15 protein-coding genes are annotated in these 16595 nt (G+C 31.3%); 8 read left to right on the top strand and 7 right to left on the bottom strand.

The genetic code is table 11. The features are described 5' to 3' along the window. Positions 1–23 precede the first annotated feature (23 nt). Complete coding sequence (locus M890_RS0102600) at positions 24–2090, bottom strand: S9 family peptidase (protein WP_028282027.1); 2067 nt, start codon at positions 2088–2090, stop codon at positions 24–26. Positions 2091–2230: 140 nt separating this feature from the next. On the opposite strand from M890_RS0102600, the gene M890_RS0102595 reads away from it, so the two are divergent. Then, positions 2231–2545, top strand: a complete 315-nt coding sequence (locus tag M890_RS0102595) for a YbaB/EbfC family nucleoid-associated protein (protein ID WP_028282026.1) — start codon at positions 2231–2233, stop codon at positions 2543–2545. Positions 2546–2619: 74 nt separating this feature from the next. On the opposite strand, the gene M890_RS0102590 is transcribed toward M890_RS0102595, so the two are convergent. Both M890_RS0102590 and M890_RS0102585 read right to left on the bottom strand, forming a co-directional pair. Continuing rightward, positions 2620–4851 (bottom strand): OmpA family protein, encoded by a 2232-nt coding sequence (locus M890_RS0102590; RefSeq protein ID WP_028282025.1) that lies wholly within the window; start codon positions 4849–4851, stop codon positions 2620–2622. 209 nt (positions 4852–5060) lie between these two features. Further along, complete coding sequence (locus M890_RS0102585) at positions 5061–6080, bottom strand: threonine aldolase family protein (protein WP_028282024.1); 1020 nt, start codon at positions 6078–6080, stop codon at positions 5061–5063. 100 nt (positions 6081–6180) lie between these two features. On the opposite strand from M890_RS0102585, the gene prfB reads away from it, so the two are divergent. The 4 genes from prfB to M890_RS0102565 all read left to right on the top strand — a co-directional run bounded on the left by prfB (position 6181) and on the right by M890_RS0102565 (position 10560). Then, a protein-coding gene (gene prfB / locus M890_RS0102580; protein WP_157243249.1) for a peptide chain release factor 2 occupies positions 6181–7291 on the top strand; the annotation gives its coding sequence in 2 pieces (ribosomal slippage) (positions 6181–6243 and positions 6245–7291; 1110 coding nt in all). 2 nt (positions 7292–7293) lie between these two features. After that, positions 7294–7635 carry an arsenate reductase (glutaredoxin) gene (arsC, locus tag M890_RS0102575; protein ID WP_028282022.1) on the top strand — a complete coding sequence of 114 codons (342 nt, stop codon included), beginning with the start codon at positions 7294–7296 and terminating at the stop codon, positions 7633–7635. Positions 7636–7674: 39 nt separating this feature from the next. Continuing rightward, the gene (locus tag M890_RS0102570; RefSeq protein WP_028282021.1) at positions 7675–8052 is read left to right on the top strand and encodes an arsenate reductase family protein; all 378 of its coding nucleotides are present in this window, start codon (positions 7675–7677) and stop codon (positions 8050–8052) included. 87 nt (positions 8053–8139) lie between these two features. Next, on the top strand, positions 8140–10560 hold the full coding sequence (locus M890_RS0102565; RefSeq protein WP_028282020.1) for a TonB-dependent receptor: 2421 nt from the start codon (positions 8140–8142) through the stop codon (positions 10558–10560). Between the two features lie 149 nt (positions 10561–10709). Here the strand turns inward: M890_RS0102565 and M890_RS16810 are convergent, their stop codons facing one another. Both M890_RS16810 and M890_RS0102555 read right to left on the bottom strand, forming a co-directional pair. Then, positions 10710–10883, bottom strand: a complete 174-nt coding sequence (locus tag M890_RS16810; protein WP_162874834.1) for a hypothetical protein — start codon at positions 10881–10883, stop codon at positions 10710–10712. Positions 10884–11023: 140 nt separating this feature from the next. Continuing rightward, entirely contained in the window at positions 11024–11536 is a 513-nt protein-coding gene (locus tag M890_RS0102555; protein ID WP_028282019.1) for a VOC family protein, read from the bottom strand. A 128-nt stretch (positions 11537–11664) separates the two neighbouring features. Between M890_RS0102555 and M890_RS0102550 the strand changes: the two genes are divergently transcribed. Together M890_RS0102550 and fumC are read left to right on the top strand one after the other, a co-directional pair. After that, on the top strand, positions 11665–11970 hold the full coding sequence (locus M890_RS0102550; protein ID WP_036597041.1) for a winged helix-turn-helix transcriptional regulator: 306 nt from the start codon (positions 11665–11667) through the stop codon (positions 11968–11970). A gap of 117 nt (positions 11971–12087) precedes the next feature. After that, a complete protein-coding gene (fumC, locus tag M890_RS0102545; protein WP_028282017.1) occupies positions 12088–13485 on the top strand; it encodes a class II fumarate hydratase in 1398 nt (465 codons plus the stop codon). Positions 13486–13636: 151 nt separating this feature from the next. Here fumC and M890_RS0102540 read toward each other — a convergent pair whose 3' ends face one another. Next, positions 13637–14209, bottom strand: a complete 573-nt coding sequence (locus M890_RS0102540) for a Crp/Fnr family transcriptional regulator (RefSeq protein ID WP_028282016.1) — start codon at positions 14207–14209, stop codon at positions 13637–13639. Between the two features lie 176 nt (positions 14210–14385). On the opposite strand from M890_RS0102540, the gene hutI reads away from it, so the two are divergent. Further along, a complete protein-coding gene (hutI, locus tag M890_RS0102535; protein ID WP_028282015.1) occupies positions 14386–15621 on the top strand; it encodes an imidazolonepropionase in 1236 nt (411 codons plus the stop codon). 71 nt (positions 15622–15692) lie between these two features. Here the strand turns inward: hutI and M890_RS0102530 are convergent, their stop codons facing one another. Beyond that, complete coding sequence (locus M890_RS0102530; RefSeq protein ID WP_028282014.1) at positions 15693–16577, bottom strand: DUF8428 domain-containing protein; 885 nt, start codon at positions 16575–16577, stop codon at positions 15693–15695. Positions 16578–16595 lie beyond the last annotated feature (18 nt).

Raw genomic sequence — 16595 nt, 5'->3', positions numbered from 1 at the left:
GCAAAAATAAGCATTTTTTTTGATTATTTATTGATTCCTTCTAATTCGAATAAAAATACATATTCTAAAGCAACTTCCTTTAATGCTTCAAAACGCCCAGAAGCACCACCATGTCCTGCATCCATGTCTGTTTTTAGTAGTAAAATATTTTTATCTAATTTACAGTCTCTTAATTTAGCTACCCATTTTGCTGGTTCCCAATATTGAACTTGTGAATCGTGAAGACCTGTAGTAACTAGCATATTAGGATATTCTTTAGGAACGACATTATCATATGGTGAGTAGGATTTCATGTAATTATAATAATCTTCTTCATTTGGATTTCCCCATTCGTCATATTCTCCAGTAGTTAATGGTATGCTATCATCCAACATTGTAGTTACAACGTCTACAAAAGGAACTGCAGCAATAACACCATTATATAATTCTGGATTCATATTAATTATCGCTCCCATTAATAAACCTCCTGCACTTCCTCCCATCGCATACAGGTGTTGACTAGAGGTATATTTATTTTCAATTAAAAATTTAGAACAATCTATAAAATCTGTAAATGTATTTAGTTTAGACTTTAATTTTCCGTCTTCGTACCAAGGACGTCCTAAATATTCGCTACCTCTAATATGTGCTATTACGTAAATAAAACCTCTATCCAATAAACTTAGTCGTATTGAAGAAAAATAAGGATCAATCGTGGCTCCATATGAGCCATAAGCGTATTGTAATAACGGACTATTTCCGTCCAATTTAGTTCCTTTTTTATAGACAATAGACATTGGTACTTTAACACCATCTCTTGCTGTTGCCCAAACCCTGTGTGATATATAATTTTCTTTTTTAAAATTGGCATCTAAAACTTGTTGTTCTTTTTTAACGGTTTTTGTTTTAGTTTTTAAATCATAGTCAATTACAGAACTTGGTGTTGTTAAAGAGTTAAATGAATATCTCAAATAATTACTATCAAAATCCGGATTATTACCAATATCTGCTGTGTAGGTTTCACTTTCAAAATCTAAATAATAATCTTCATTACCATCCCAACTGATAATTCTTAATTGATTTAAACCATTTTCACGTTCGTTTACAATTAAATAATCTTTGAAAATCTCAATATCTTCTAATAATACATCTTTACGATGCGGAATAACATCCTCCCAATTAACCTTATCTGTATTAGATTCCTCTACTTTTTGAAGTTTAAAATTGGTTGCTCCATCTTTATTTGTGATGATGTAAAAATTATTTTGATAATGGGCTATGGAGTATTCTAGGTTTCTTTCGCGTTCCTGAAAGATTTTAAATTCACCATCAGGTGTATTGGCATCTAAAAATCTATACTCGGTTGTTTGAGTACTTGAACTTCCAATTACTAAATACTTTTTAGACTTGGTTTTATACACAAATGTATTAAAGGTGTCATCCTCTTCATGAAAAACGACAGTGTCATCAATACTATTTTGACCTAGTTTATGCTTATATATTTTATCTGAGCGTAAAGTAACTTCGTCTTTTTTAGAATAAAACAGTGTTTTGTTATCATTAGCCCAAGTCGAGCTTCCTGTGGTATTTTCTATTTTGTCCTCAAAAATCTCATTGGTTACTAAGTTTTTTATATACAAAGTATACTGTCTTCTACTAACAGTATCAATAGAGTAGCTTACCAAAGTATTATCTGGACTTATTGAAATACCACCTAGTTTAAAATAGCTATGGCCTTTTGCCATTTGATTACAATCAAAAAGAATCTCTTCTTCTGCTTCAAGGTTATCTTTTTTTCTAGTATAAATTGGGTAATCTTTTCCTACTTCATATCTAGTAATATACCAATAGCCATTTAATTTGTAAGGGACACTTTGATCGTCTTCCTTTACTCTAGATTTCATCTCTTCAAATAACGCCTTTTGAAAACCTTCTGTATGCTTTAAAACAGAATTAGTATAATCATTTTCTGCATTTAAATAGTTTAAAACCTCTTGATCTTCTCTTTGATTTAACCAAAAGTAATTGTCTACTCTAATATCGTTATGTATACTAAGCTTTTTTTCTATTTTTTTTGCAATTGGTGCAGAAACATTAGCGCTAACTCTCATTATTTTAAATCTTAAATTTACTAAAGAGCACAAATGTAAAACTTAATATTAGTTTGATTTATACTTTATTGATATTTAATTGTACATAATATTTAGACAGAATTAATAAATTTGCAAAATTAACTTTAAAATCAAATAAAATGTTTGGAGATTTAATGGGTAAACTTAAAGAAACCCAAGAAAAAGTAGAGGCTACAAAAAAAAGAATGGATACCGTTTTAATTGACGAAAAAAGTACTGATAATTTACTTAAAGTAACATTGACTGCTAATCGCGAAATTAAATCTATTACAATTGATGATGCTTTATTGGAAGATAAAGAACAATTGGAAGATTACTTGATTTTAGTACTTAATAAAGCTATTACTAAAGCTACTAATGTAAATGAAGCAGAAGTTGCAGCAGTCGCTAAAGACGGAATGCCTAACATACCAGGAATGGATATGTTTAAATAATTTGTATTACTACAAACAAAAAAGGAAGCCAAATTGGCTTCCTTTTTTTATATATGAAAAGTATTTACTAAATATTATTCAGCATCGATAACTCTAAATTGAGTACGTCTGTTTGCTAAATGCTCTCTTTCTGTACAAGATACACCATCAGAACATCTGTTAGTTAATCTAGTTTCACCAAAACCATTAGATACAATTCTTGAAGAATTGATTCCTTTAGAGATTAAGTAGTTAGTTACAGCTTGAGCTCTTCTTTCTGATAAAGATCTGTTAGATTCTTTAGAACCTCTTGAATCTGTATGAGAAGCAATCTCTACTGATACACCGTTTTGTAAAACTGGTAATAATTTAGCATCGATTTCTCTTTTAGAAGCTGCAGTTAAAGTTGCAGAACCTAATTCCCAGTTTACGTTAAGATCATTATAAGCTACTAACTTACAATCTACTTCAGCCCAAGATGTTAATCCACCTTTAGTTTGTAATACTTCTTTTGTAACTGTTTTGTTAACTGCAGGTACAGTAACTTCTTCTACTCTAGCGTCACTTGCTAATACTGTTTTCTTGTATGTAGCAGTTTTTTGAGGTACTACAATAACTCTTGTTGTAGGAGGTGTTACCATTACAGTACGCTTCATTGTAGTTGTAGTAGCAGGAATCTCAACAACTCTAGTAGATTCTGGAGTTAAGATAGTTTTTTGAATTGTAGTCATTTTAGCTGGTACATCAGTCGCTCTTGTTGTAGGAGGTGTAGCCATAACTGTACGCTTCATTGTAGCAGTAACTTGTGGAATTTCAGTCACTCTTGTTGTAGCTGGTTCTAAAACCACAGTACGCTTCATTGTCTTAGTTACAGCTGGAATTTCAATAACTCTTGTTGTTGGTGGTGTTACCATTACAGTTCTCTGTACCTCTTTAGTTACAGCAGGAATTTCAATAACTCTTGATGTAGGAGGTGTAACCATTACAGTTCTTTTAACTTCTTTAGTTACAGCAGGAATATCAATAACTCTTGTTGTTGCAGGAGAAACTAAAACAGTTTTCTTGATTGTTTTAGTAATAGCAGGAATTTCAATAACTCTTGTTGTTGGAGGTGTTACCATTACAGTTTTCTTAACTGTTTTAGTTACAGCAGGAATATCAATAACTCTTGTTGTTGCAGGCGTTTGAACTACACGTCTTGTGTAAGTACCCATACCACAATCTTCAGCATTGTTTTCTCCTTGATCACATCCTGGCTTAGTAATAACTTGAGCATCTGTAGCTAACTCTGTAGTGTTAACTGTAATGTTTTGAGCTGGTATGTTTTTGTAACACCAGTATCTACAATCGTTAGGATCGTTTGATTGACAATCAACAGCTGGAGTATCACTCATTCCCCATTTAGCAGTAGCAGGCTTAACTTCGATAGTTTGGTAACCAGAAGTAAATTTAGCAGGTACTACAGATAAAGTAGATCCAAATTCTTGTTTCTTATAAGATAATGTTTCAGTTCCCCATTTAGCAGGAATAACTTCTAAACGTTGACTAGCATTTTGAACAACAACCTCTACATTTTCAGTAGCATATTTAGCTGGTACAATCTCTACTCTAGAAGATGCAGGTTGTACTGTAACTTCTACATTTTCAGTTGTCCATTTAGCAGGTACAACCTCTAAACGTTGCCCACCAGAGTTTACAACAACAGTCTCTGTTCTTGTTTCATACTGCGCAGGTACAGTTTCTAATTTAGTGTAAGCAGCTTGCACTACTACAGTTTCAGTTCTTGTTTCGTACTTAGCTGGTACAACCTCTAAACGTTGGCTTGCTTCTTGCACTACAACTTCAAAACTTTCAGATCCTAGCTTAGCTGGGATAACTGATAAAGATTGTGCAGCATCATTAGATACGATTTCAAAATTTTCAGTTGCATATTTTGCAGGCACAACTGATAATTCTTGATACCCTTGTTGCGTCATCATCTCTTCTGTAGTAGTATTTGTAGATCCAGCAACTTTCTCTAATCTCTGAGAAGCTTCTTGAGTTACTACTTCAAAAGTTTGTGTTTCGTATTGTGCAGGTACTACAGATAATTCTTGTCCTGCAGACTGCACAACAAACTCTTCATTTTCTGTTCTGTACTGAGCAGGAACAACTTTTAGCTTCTTGTACGCAGGAGCAACTTGCACTGTTACATCTTGGTTAACCCACACATCTGGAGTCACACAACGTTTGTAACATTTTCCTGGTTCAGGATTTGTTGGTAAATCTTGTGCGAATGCGATGGTGCAGACAACAAAAGATAAAAATGTTAGTAATACTTTTTTCATTTTTTAAAATTTAAATGGTTATTTGATAAATATATAGCCGAACTAATAACGACTGTTCACTAATTTCAAGCAAAAAAAATACATATCAAACTATAATTACTTTTAATTCTTAAAATTTAGTTAAAATTCGCCAAAAAGCAAATAAATACGTTAAACAACATTTGTTTTTTAACATATTTACATCCAAAAAAATTCCTAAAAATTAAATTTTATAATTCACCAATAACTTTTAGCATTCTATCGTGCTGATTATCATTGTAATTCAAATGAGTTACAAGCCTAAGTTTGTTACTACCCATACCAATTATCTTAATTTTTTTGTCAGAAAGTGCTTCCAAAAATATTTTTTCCGAATATTTATTATTAAGCTCAAAAATTACAATATTAGTTTCTACAGGTTCTACCTTTTTTACAAAGGTTGATTTGGCTAAAGCAACCTCTAATTCTTTAGCTTTTTTATGGTCTTCTGCTAATCTTTCAATATTATTTTCTAAAGCATATAATCCTGCTGCTGCTAAAAAACCTCCTTGTCGCATTCCTCCTCCCAATATTTTCCTGATTCTTATCGCATTTTTCATGATGTTTTCATCTCCTACTAAAACAGATCCAATTGGACAGCCTAAACCCTTGCTTAAACAAACAGATATAGTGTCAAAAGCCTCTCCATATTGTAAAGTCGTTTCGTTTTTAGCCACTAAGGCATTCCAAAGTCTTGCTCCATCAAGATGAAAGCCTAAATTATTTGCCTTACAAACTTGTTTTATTTTTAATATCTCATTAAAATCCCAACAGGCTCCTCCTCCTTTATTTGTGGTGTTTTCAATTTCGACTAAAGTCGTTAAAGGACTATGATAAAAATCTGGAGGGTTAATTGCCTCAATGACTTGGTCTGCTGTAAACATCCCTTGGCTTCCATCCAATAATTTACATGATACACCACTATTAAAAGAGGCGCCTCCACCTTCATAATTAAAAATATGTGCATACTTATCACAAATAACTTGATCGCCAGGATTAGTATGCAATTTTATTGCTGTTTGGTTAGCCATAGTACCACTAGGAAAAAATAAGGCGTGTGATTTTCCAAATAATTTTGCAATTTTTTCTTCTAAAGCATTAATTGTTTGGTCCTCTTTATATACATCATCACCTACTTGTGCAGACATCATAGCTTGTAACATTTCTGCACTAGGTTTAGTAACAGTATCACTTCTTAAATCTATAGTCATATTAATTATTTTATTTCAGCATAAAACTATTAAAAATTGTTGGCAAATATTTTTAAATCTTAGTAATAATTCTATTTTTGTTGTAAACCCAAAATAACATATGATCACTTTAGAAAACATAAAAGATCTTAATACACGCCTTACCTCGTTAAGGCAATATCTTTGACATTGATGCTAAGCTAATTGCGCTTCAAAACGAAGAAGAGCAAACCTTTGATCCAAGTTTTTGGAATGATTCTAAAAGTGCAGAATTGGTAATGAAATCCATTAGAGAGAAGAAAAAATGGATTAATGACTACAACCAATCAAAAGTTTTAATCGAAGATTTAGAGGTTATTTTTGAGTTTTTTAAAGACAACGAAGCTACTTTATCTGATGTAGAAGATCGTTATGAAAAAGCCCTAACTTTAGTTGAAGATTTAGAATTTAGAAACATGTTATCTGAAGAAGGTGACAGTCTAAGTGCTGTATTACAAATTACTGCTGGAGCAGGTGGAACAGAAAGTTGTGATTGGGCAAATATGTTAATGCGTATGTATTTAATGTATGCCGAAAAAAACGGATTTAAAGTAAAAGAATTAAACTTCCAAGAAGGCGATGTGGCAGGAATTAAAACCGTAACTTTAGAAATTGAAGGAGACCATGCATTTGGATGGTTAAAAGGTGAAAATGGAGTCCACAGGTTAGTACGTATTTCTCCTTTTGATAGTAATGCAAAACGACACACAAGTTTTGCTTCTGTGTACGTCTACCCTTTAGTTGATGACACTATTGAAATTGAAATAAATCCTGCAGATATAGAAATTACAACTGCAAGGTCAAGTGGTGCAGGTGGACAAAACGTTAATAAAGTAGAAACAAAAGTACAATTAACGCATAAGCCAACCGGAATACAAATTTCTTGCTCAGAAACTAGATCTCAGCATGATAACAGAGCCAGAGCTATGCAGATGTTAAAATCGCAATTATATGAGATTGAACTACAAAAGCAATTAGCGCAACGAGAAGATATTGAAGCTGGAAAAATGAAAATTGAATGGGGAAGTCAAATACGTAATTACGTATTACATCCTTACAAATTAATTAAAGATGTTAGAAGTGGTCACGAAACAGGTAATGTTGACGCTGTTTTAGACGGAAATATAGAACCCTTTTTAAAAGCCTATCTAATGATGATGGGACAGCAAGAAGTTGATAATCAAAACCTTTAAAAATGATTAAAATATACCATAATCCAAGATGTAGTAAGTCTAGACAAGGTTTAAAATTGTTAGAAGACTCTAATCAACCATTTGAAGTTATTAAATATTTAGATAATCCTTTGACAACAAAAGAATTAAAGGATATCCTATCACTACTAGACATAAAACCCATAGATTTAGTTAGAAAAACTGAAGCTATTTGGAAGGAAAATTATAAAGATAAAACGCTTACAGACGCACAAGTAATTGAGGCCTTAATTAATAACCCTAAATTAATTGAAAGACCAATAGTTACCAATAAAAACAAGGCTGTTGTAGGTAGACCAACAGAAAAAATAACAACTATTTTATAGCATAAAAAATTAATAGCAACCAAAATTTCCCTTAAAAAAATGATAGTAATTTATCACAATCCTGAGTCTTCAGACTCCAACGCATGCTTAAAAATACTTGAAACACATAAACACGACCATGAGGTTATAAAATATCAAGACAAACCTTTAGATAAAATTAAACTTGTTAAAATAATTAACATACTAAACATTAGACCTGAAGAACTAATAAGAAAAGAAAGCAAAATTTGGGTCGAAAATTTTAAACATTTAGAGGACGATGGTCACATATTTAACGATGATAGCTTAATTGATATAATGATTGAATATCAAGACCTTATTGAAAGGCCTATAGTTATAAATGGAGAAAAAGCTGTAATAGGAAAACCAGCAAAACGTATTTTTGATATCATCCCACAACAAAAAGCATCCTTATAAATACTCATTTTTTATTTAACAAACCTTTAACCAAACCTCCTTAAACCTATCGGTATTTTTGCGGTCATACTAAGAAAACCAAACTTTATGACTAAAAAAATTATTTCCTTTTGCGTATTAATTTTATGCCTAAATCTTGCGTTGGCACAAAATAATGACCAAAAAATGGTAACCATTAAAGGAAAAATTCTAGAAAAAGACACCAATGCACCTTTAGAGTACGCAACCGTTGTCTTTAAAAACGCAACAAATCCAGCAGATCTTTCAGGTGGTATAACTGATGCTTCTGGAAACTACTCTGTAGAAATTAAATCAGGAACTTACAACGTTAGTTTTGAATATATCGGTTTTAAAACCGAAGTTATACCAAACAAATCTATAACAGATAATCAAACCTTTAAAACACAATATTTATCTATTGATGCCGAAGCTTTAGACGAAGTAGAAATTATTGCTGAAAAAACAACGGTCGAAATTAGACTTGATAAAAAAATATACAACGTAGGTAAAGATTTAACTGTACGTGGTGGAACCGTAAGTGACGTTTTAGATAACGTACCATCAGTATCTGTAGATGTAGAAGGTAATGTAGCTTTACGTGGTAATGATAACGTACGTATCCTTATTAACGGTAAACCTTCAGGATTAGTCGGACTAAATTCTACTGACGCTTTAAGACAATTACCAGCAGAATCTATTGAAAAAGTAGAAGTTATTACCTCACCATCAGCTAGATATGAATCTGAAGGAACAGCAGGTATACTTAATATCATTTTAAAAAGAAGTAAGTTAGAAGGACTAAATGGTGCCATAACAACTAATGTAGGTTACAATCCTTCAGCAGGAATTAACGGAAACATAAATTATAGAACAGGAGATATTAACATCTTTAATACTACTGGTTATAGCTACAGAGAAGCTCCAGGAAACTCCTTCTCTTCTACTCAATATAATTCAACCGGAAACTTTTTAGACGAAACAAATACTTTTGATCGTATTAGAAAAGGTCTTACTACAAATTTTGGTGTCGAATGGTATGTAAACGATTCTGCTTCATTAACTACTTCTGTTTTATATAGAGATAGTAATGATGAAAATAACACCACTAACCTTTTAGAGCAATTTGATACTAATCGTAATTTACTTTCAACAACAGTTAGATTAGATCCAGAATTTGAAGAAGATAAAACTATACAGTATGCTTTAAATTTTCAAAAAAATTATAGCGATAGTGGACATGTTTTAACCTTTGACTTTCAATATGAAGATAGCCAAGAAAACGAAAACTCTTTAGTACAAGTAGATAATATTATCTCAGAGCGTGTTGCAACTTTAGAGGACCAACAACAAATATTACTTCAAACAGATTACGTTTTACCAATTGGTGAAAACAGTCAATTTGAAGCAGGTTATAGAGGTAATTTTAACACGACTTCTACGGATTTTCAGGTAGAGTTATTAGATACAAATACTAATCAATTTGAACTAAGTACAGACCTAACTAACCTTTTAAACTTTAAAGAGTACCTAAATGCTGTGTATACACAATATGGTAGTAAAATTAATAAGTTTTCATTTTTATTAGGTCTTCGTTTAGAAAACACCCAATTAACTATTGACCAACCTACAACAGGAGATTACAACAAAAGAAACTTTACAGGATTATTCCCAACAGTAAATCTTAATTACGAGTTTAGTGATAGAGAAAATTTAACTTTAGGTTATGCTAGACGCTTAAGACGTCCTCGTGGATTCTTTTTAAACCCTTTTCCTTCTAGATCAAGTGTAACTAATTATTTTCAAGGTAATCCAGCTTTAAACCCTAGTTACTCTGGTCAATTTGATTTAGGCTACTTAAAGCGTTTTGGAAAATTCACTTTCAATTCTTCATTATACTATGCACACGCTACAGATGTATTTAATTTTGTGAGTTTTGATACAGGAGACACAGCTATTGTAAATGGAGAATCATTACCAATCATACAACGTACACCTATTAATTTAGCGACAGAGGACAGATATGGTTTTGAGTTTACACTAACTTATAATCCTTCAAGAAATTGGAGAGTTAATGGTAACTTCAACTTTTTTCAAAACGAAACAAAAGGAACGACTCCAAACGGTTTATCTTTAGACAACACTAACAATAGCTGGTTTGCACGTATTAACAATAAATATACATTACCAGGAGAGATTGATTGGCAAACTAACTTAAACTATAGAGGACCAAGTGAAGATGCACAAAATAAATCTGAAGGAATTTTTACTACAACAATGGCTTTTAGTAAAGATTTATTTGGCGACAGAGCTTCAATTGCTTTTAATGTAAATGATTTATTTAATAGTAGAAAACGTAAACAAACCACTTCTACTCCAACTTTTGATGCTTATAGCGAATACCAATGGAGAGAACGCAGCTTTAACTTAGCCTTTACATACAGATTTAACCAAAAGAAAAAACGCGAAGAGCGTGGAAGCTATGGTGGAGATGAAGATTTTGAAGGATAAAATATAATACCTATAATTATAAAATGTTGCTAATACTAATTAGCAACATTTTTTTTGATATCATACTAAAACAATTAGTATTTAATTATTAAAAACAAAAAAGGGAAACTCGTTAGAATTTCCCTTTTTTTATATATGATTGATTAAAATTAAGCGTTACGCTTAGCTTTTTTCTCCTCTTTAATCTCGTTTAAACGTTCTATTAAACTTCCTCCAATCCAATAAGGAACTACAAAAGTTATTAAAAATATCATTAACCAAAACCCTATGGTTAAGATAGTTAAAAATGCTAAAAAGCCTAAATATTGGTCAAATTCGAACATAATGTGTTTAATTTCTTGTTTATTATTACTGCAAAGATAAAGTAAACTTGTTTTTTATACAATACAAAGTCAAAAATTATTAACATAGTTGTTAATAACCTTAAATTCTATTTGGGTTTTACAGAACAATGCCCTCTTTTTTATTTAGAATATGCACCAGATGAGTAAGTTAACTCATAACTATGTGTATATACTTCAAACACAATACCAAAAGGATCTTCAACATAACACATTTTAAAAGGTTTTTCCTCTGGGTAATACGCTCTAATTGGCATGCGTTGCTTACCACCATAGGACACTATTTTTTCAACTAACGCTTCAATATTAGGATCCTGAATACAAAAATGAAATAAACCTGTATTAAAAGGATTAAATTCTGGAGCTTCTTTAATTCCATTTGGAAAAGAAAATAATTCTATACCAATACCATCAGACGTTGCAAGATGTGCAATTTCAAAGGTTGTCCAATCCTCTCCAAAAACGTCAATACACATTTGTCCTATTGCTGTGTCCTTTTCTTTTTTAACAATGGATGGTTCCATAATGATATACCATCCCATAACTTCAGAATAAAATTTAACAGCTGCTTTAATATCAGGTACCGTTATACCTACATGAGAAAATGATTTTGGATAATTTTTTATTGTTTTCATATTTATATTTTTTTCAAAATTACTATATATTTGCCTTATAGACAATAACTTACTTAAAAGTAATATAGTTACCTAAATGAGTAAATTGCTGATTTTCAATAAAATAAATTAATATTTAAATTATAATAATGAAATGTCCTTTAAATTATACTATGGGTTTGATTGGTACTAAATGGAAACCTTTAATACTGTTTCACTTATTAGATGGCGGTTTGCGTTCTGGAATACTACAACGTAAAATTGAAGGCATCTCTAATAAAATGTTTACTCAGACTGTTAGAGAATTAGAAAAGGATGGTTTGATTACTAGAACCATTTTTCCTGTAGTGCCACCAAAAGTTGAGTATAAACTAAGTAAACGTGGACAATCTCTTGAATCTATTTTAAGAAGTTTAGATAAATGGGGATTACAAGATTCAGAAATTAATAATTAAAACAACTTTTTATACATTGTTTTCTCTAAGTTATTTTTATAAAAATTTAAATAAGAGAGGATATTAAACCCTACAATTTTCGTAATTTTGTAAACTTAAAATTAATCAATCTTTATAATGGAATATAGAATAGAAAAAGATACTATGGGCGAAGTTAAAGTGCCTGCAGACAAGCTTTGGGGTGCACAAACAGAACGTTCTAGAAATAATTTTAAAATTGGTAACGTTGCCTCTATGCCTTTAGAAGTGGTATATGGTTTTGCTTATCTAAAAAAAGCTGCTGCTTACACTAACTGTGAACTTGGCGTTTTACCAATTGAAAAAAGAGATCTTATAGCTAAAGTTTGTGATGAGATTTTAAACGGTCAGCATGATGATCAATTTCCTTTAGTAATTTGGCAGACAGGTTCTGGAACTCAGTCTAACATGAATGTCAATGAGGTTATTGCTAACAGAGCACATCAAATTGCTGGTAAAACTGTTGGAGAAGGAGAAAAAACAATCCAACCAAATGATGACGTAAACAAATCACAATCATCAAACGACACGTTTCCAACAGGAATGCATATTGCTGCATACACTAAGATTGTAAAAACAACAATTCCTGGCGTAAAACAATTACGTGATACATTAAAAAAGAAATCTGAAACTTTTAAAAATGTTGTAAAAATAGGTCGTACCCACTTAATGGATGCTACGCCTTTAACCTTAGGACAAGAGTTTTCAGGTTATGTTTCTCAACTAGATCATGGATTAAAAGCTTTAGAAAATACTTTACCTCATTTAAGCGAAATCGCTTTAGGTGGTACAGCTGTAGGAACAGGTTTGAATACACCAAAAGGCTACTCTAAACGTGTAGCAGAATATATCGCTGAATTTACTGGACAACCATTTATAACAGCTCCTAATAAGTTTGAAGCATTAGCTGCACATGATGCTATTGTAGAAAGTCATGGTGCTTTAAAACAATTAGCAGTATCATTAAACAAAATTGCTAATGATATACGTATGATGGCTTCTGGACCACGTTCTGGAATTGGTGAGATTATTATTCCAGCAAATGAACCAGGAAGTTCTATCATGCCAGGAAAAGTAAATCCTACACAATGTGAAGCATTAACAATGGTTTGTGCACAAGTCATGGGTAATGATGTAGCTATTACTGTTGGTGGTACACAAGGACATTATGAACTAAATGTTTTTAAACCAATGATGGCTGCAAATATTTTACAATCAGCACAATTAATTGGTGATGCTTGTGTTAGTTTTGATGTTAACTGTGCAGCAGGAATAGAGCCTAATCATGAAGTAATTAAAGAGTTACTTAACAACTCATTAATGTTAGTAACTGCTTTAAACACTAAAATAGGTTATTATAAAGCTGCCGAAATTGCTAATACTGCACACAAAAACGGAACAACATTAAAGGAAGAAGCTATTAACTTAGGTTATGTAACTGCAGAGGATTATGACGAATGGGTCAAACCTGAAGACATGGTTGGTGCATTAAAGTAGCATACTAATTACATATAACAATTAAAAAACCGATAAGCTTACTTATCGGTTTTTTGTTAGTTAGTTATTAATTATAATAGGGATGGTTTAAATAACCATTACAAGTGTATAACTAATTATGTTTTTATTCATTAACATATGTTAATAAATGCTATAGTTTGGCTCTAATCCTACTTAATTGTACTGGAGTGATACTTAAAAATTTTGCAATTTGATATTGTGGTATCAAATTATCAATATTTGGTATTACTTTTCTTAATTTTAAATAGCGTTGTTTTGCATTCATTGTAAGTAACTCTATATGTTTTGCATCATGCTGACACAGTAATTGCTCTAAAAACTTAGCATGAAAACCAAGGACTTCCGTATTGGTTTCACAAATAGCTTTATACTTTAAATAGTCAACTTCGTAAATTTCGCAATCGGTTAAAGTTTCGTAAATACATTCAGAAGGCGATTGGGTTATTAAAGCACGTAGTGAGGCTAAAATAATTCTAGGTACAAAAATAGATTTTGTTACCTCTTTCCCATTTTCCAATCTAACATAGGAGCGCATAACTCCTTTATTTATCATATATATTTTATTAGGAACGTCTCCAATATTTACTAAAACAGTTCCTGATTTAACTTGCTTAATATGAGCTATTTCATAAACTAAATTAAAAGACGCTTCGGATATTGGATAAAATGAATTTATATACGATTTGATTTCATTGTAATACATTAGCTTTTAAACTTCCATAATTATTATTTACACACAAGCTAAATGTATCATTTTAAATGGTTGAGACTATAACTTTTCGATGTAGCGCATTAATTTTAATATAATAAGTAATGTAAAAAGAATTGTTCAGTACTATGCATTTTATCTATATTTGAACTTAAATTACTGTCCATTTTATGACTATACTTATTACAAATATCAAAGAATTACTTCAAGTTAGAGACGAAAATATTTTAAAAGTTTCTGGTAATCAAATGAAGCTATTACCTTCAATTAAAAATGCTTATTTATTAATTGAAAATGATACTATTGTTGATTTTGGAGATATGTCTGATGCTACTGGTATAATTGCTGATCAAACTATAGATGCTAAAGGTAAATTGGTCTTACCTACTTGGTGTGACTCGCATACACATATTGTTTATGCAGGTGACAGATCTCAAGAGTTTGTAGACCGTATAAATGGTTTAAGTTATGAAGATATTGCTAATCGTGGTGGTGGGATTTTAAATAGCGCCAAAACATTACAAAACACTAGTGAAGATGAACTTTATAATCAATCTGTTATACGATTAAAAGCTGTCATGAAATTAGGTACAGGAGCTATCGAGATAAAATCAGGTTATGGTTTAACACCTGATGCAGAAATTAAAATGCTACGTGTTATAAAACGACTTAAAAAAGATTTTCCTATAAAAGTAAAAGCTACCTTTTTAGGTGCACACGCATTACCACTAGCATTTAAAGACAATAAACAAGGGTATTTAGATCAGATTATAAATGACATGTTACCTCAAATTGCTAAAGAAAATTTAGCGCAATATATTGATGTATTTTGCGAAAAGGGATATTTTGATTTAGACGATACAGCACAAATACTTAAGGCTGGACAAGAGTATAATTTAACACCTAAAATTCACGTTAATCAATTTAATGCTTTTGGAGGCATTGCGTTAGCTGTTAAGCATCAAGCTATAAGTGTTGACCATTTAGAAGAATTAAATAACGAAGATATTATTGCTTTAAAAGATAGCAATACAATGCCAGTTGCATTACCATCGTGCTCATACTTTTTAAGCATACCCTACACACCTGGAAGACAATTAATTGATGCTGGACTACCTTTAGCATTAGCAACAGATTATAATCCAGGCTCTACACCTTCTGGAAATATGAATTTTGTTGTAAGTACTGCATGTATAAAAATGAAATTAACTCCAGAAGAAGCCATAAATGCTGCTACTATAAATGGTGCTTATGCAATGGGAATATCTAACCAGTATGGTAGTATTACCAAAGGGAAAAAAGCCAATGTTATAATCACTAAACCTGTATCAAGTTATAATTATCTGCCTTATGCTTTTGGAGACAATCACATAGATACTGTAATTATTAATGGCGAAATAGTTTAATAAAAAAACCTGAACGCATTTGCCTTCAGGTTTTTTGTTATGGAATAAACAATTAATATTAGTTCAAGATATTATCTAAGTGTAAACTCAGTACTTGAAACCAATTCGTTTGAGTTAAAAACGTTTACTTGGTAACGTCCTTTTTCAAAATCATCATCTGTATTATTAGTTACAAACTCACAGATATCTAGATTTCCATTTTCGTAATTAAACTTACTTATAATACTATAATTAAGGGTTTGCTCACCAAACTTAATTTGTTGATTTACACCTAAAATATTGTTTTTAGGGTCAATAACTTGGACATACAATTCTTTGTCTCCTGACTGTACTAATTTGTTTTTTGCAACTGTATAACATACTCTAATTTTATCGCTTCTTCCTGCTCTTTCTGTTGGAATAAGTTTACCATTATTACGTTCAATAACTCCAAAACCTTTTAAATTTGCTGTTGTTAAAACTGCAGCATTTTCAACAACTTCTGCAAGTGCTGTATTTTGTACAACTAGAGAATCATTAAACATTCTACTTTCTTCATATCTAACATTAGTACTATCTAACGTAGTAGCTAACTGCATATTCTCTACTTTTAATCTATCGTTTTCTGTTAATAAAATATCCATTTCATCCTGTAATGCTAAGTATTTCTTTTTATACTTCCATAAACTACTAACATTGTTTTCTGATACTTTTAATGAGTCTATTAAACTTTGAATACGCTCTCTAGCTTCGACTAAATTTTGATTGGTGACTTGACTTTCACTTAAAGCGACGTCATACTTTGCAACCATTGTATTTAAGTCGTTTAAAACGTCATTTTTTTCTTGTGTTAATTGCTGTTCGGTTTGTTGTTTATCCTTATACAAAGTCGATGTATAAATTCCGGTACCAATAAATAATGCTAAGGCTATACCTAATGCAACCTTTAAACCTGTACTTGCTGTTTTATTTGCCATAATTATTTGTTTTTAAAT

It is taken from the genome of Olleya marilimosa CAM030, from assembly GCF_000518485.1.
Classification (GTDB): Bacteria; Bacteroidota; Bacteroidia; order Flavobacteriales; family Flavobacteriaceae; genus Olleya; species Olleya marilimosa.
Note: the sequence above shows the minus strand (reverse complement) of the source record. Positions and strands in the feature narration are given on the sequence as shown.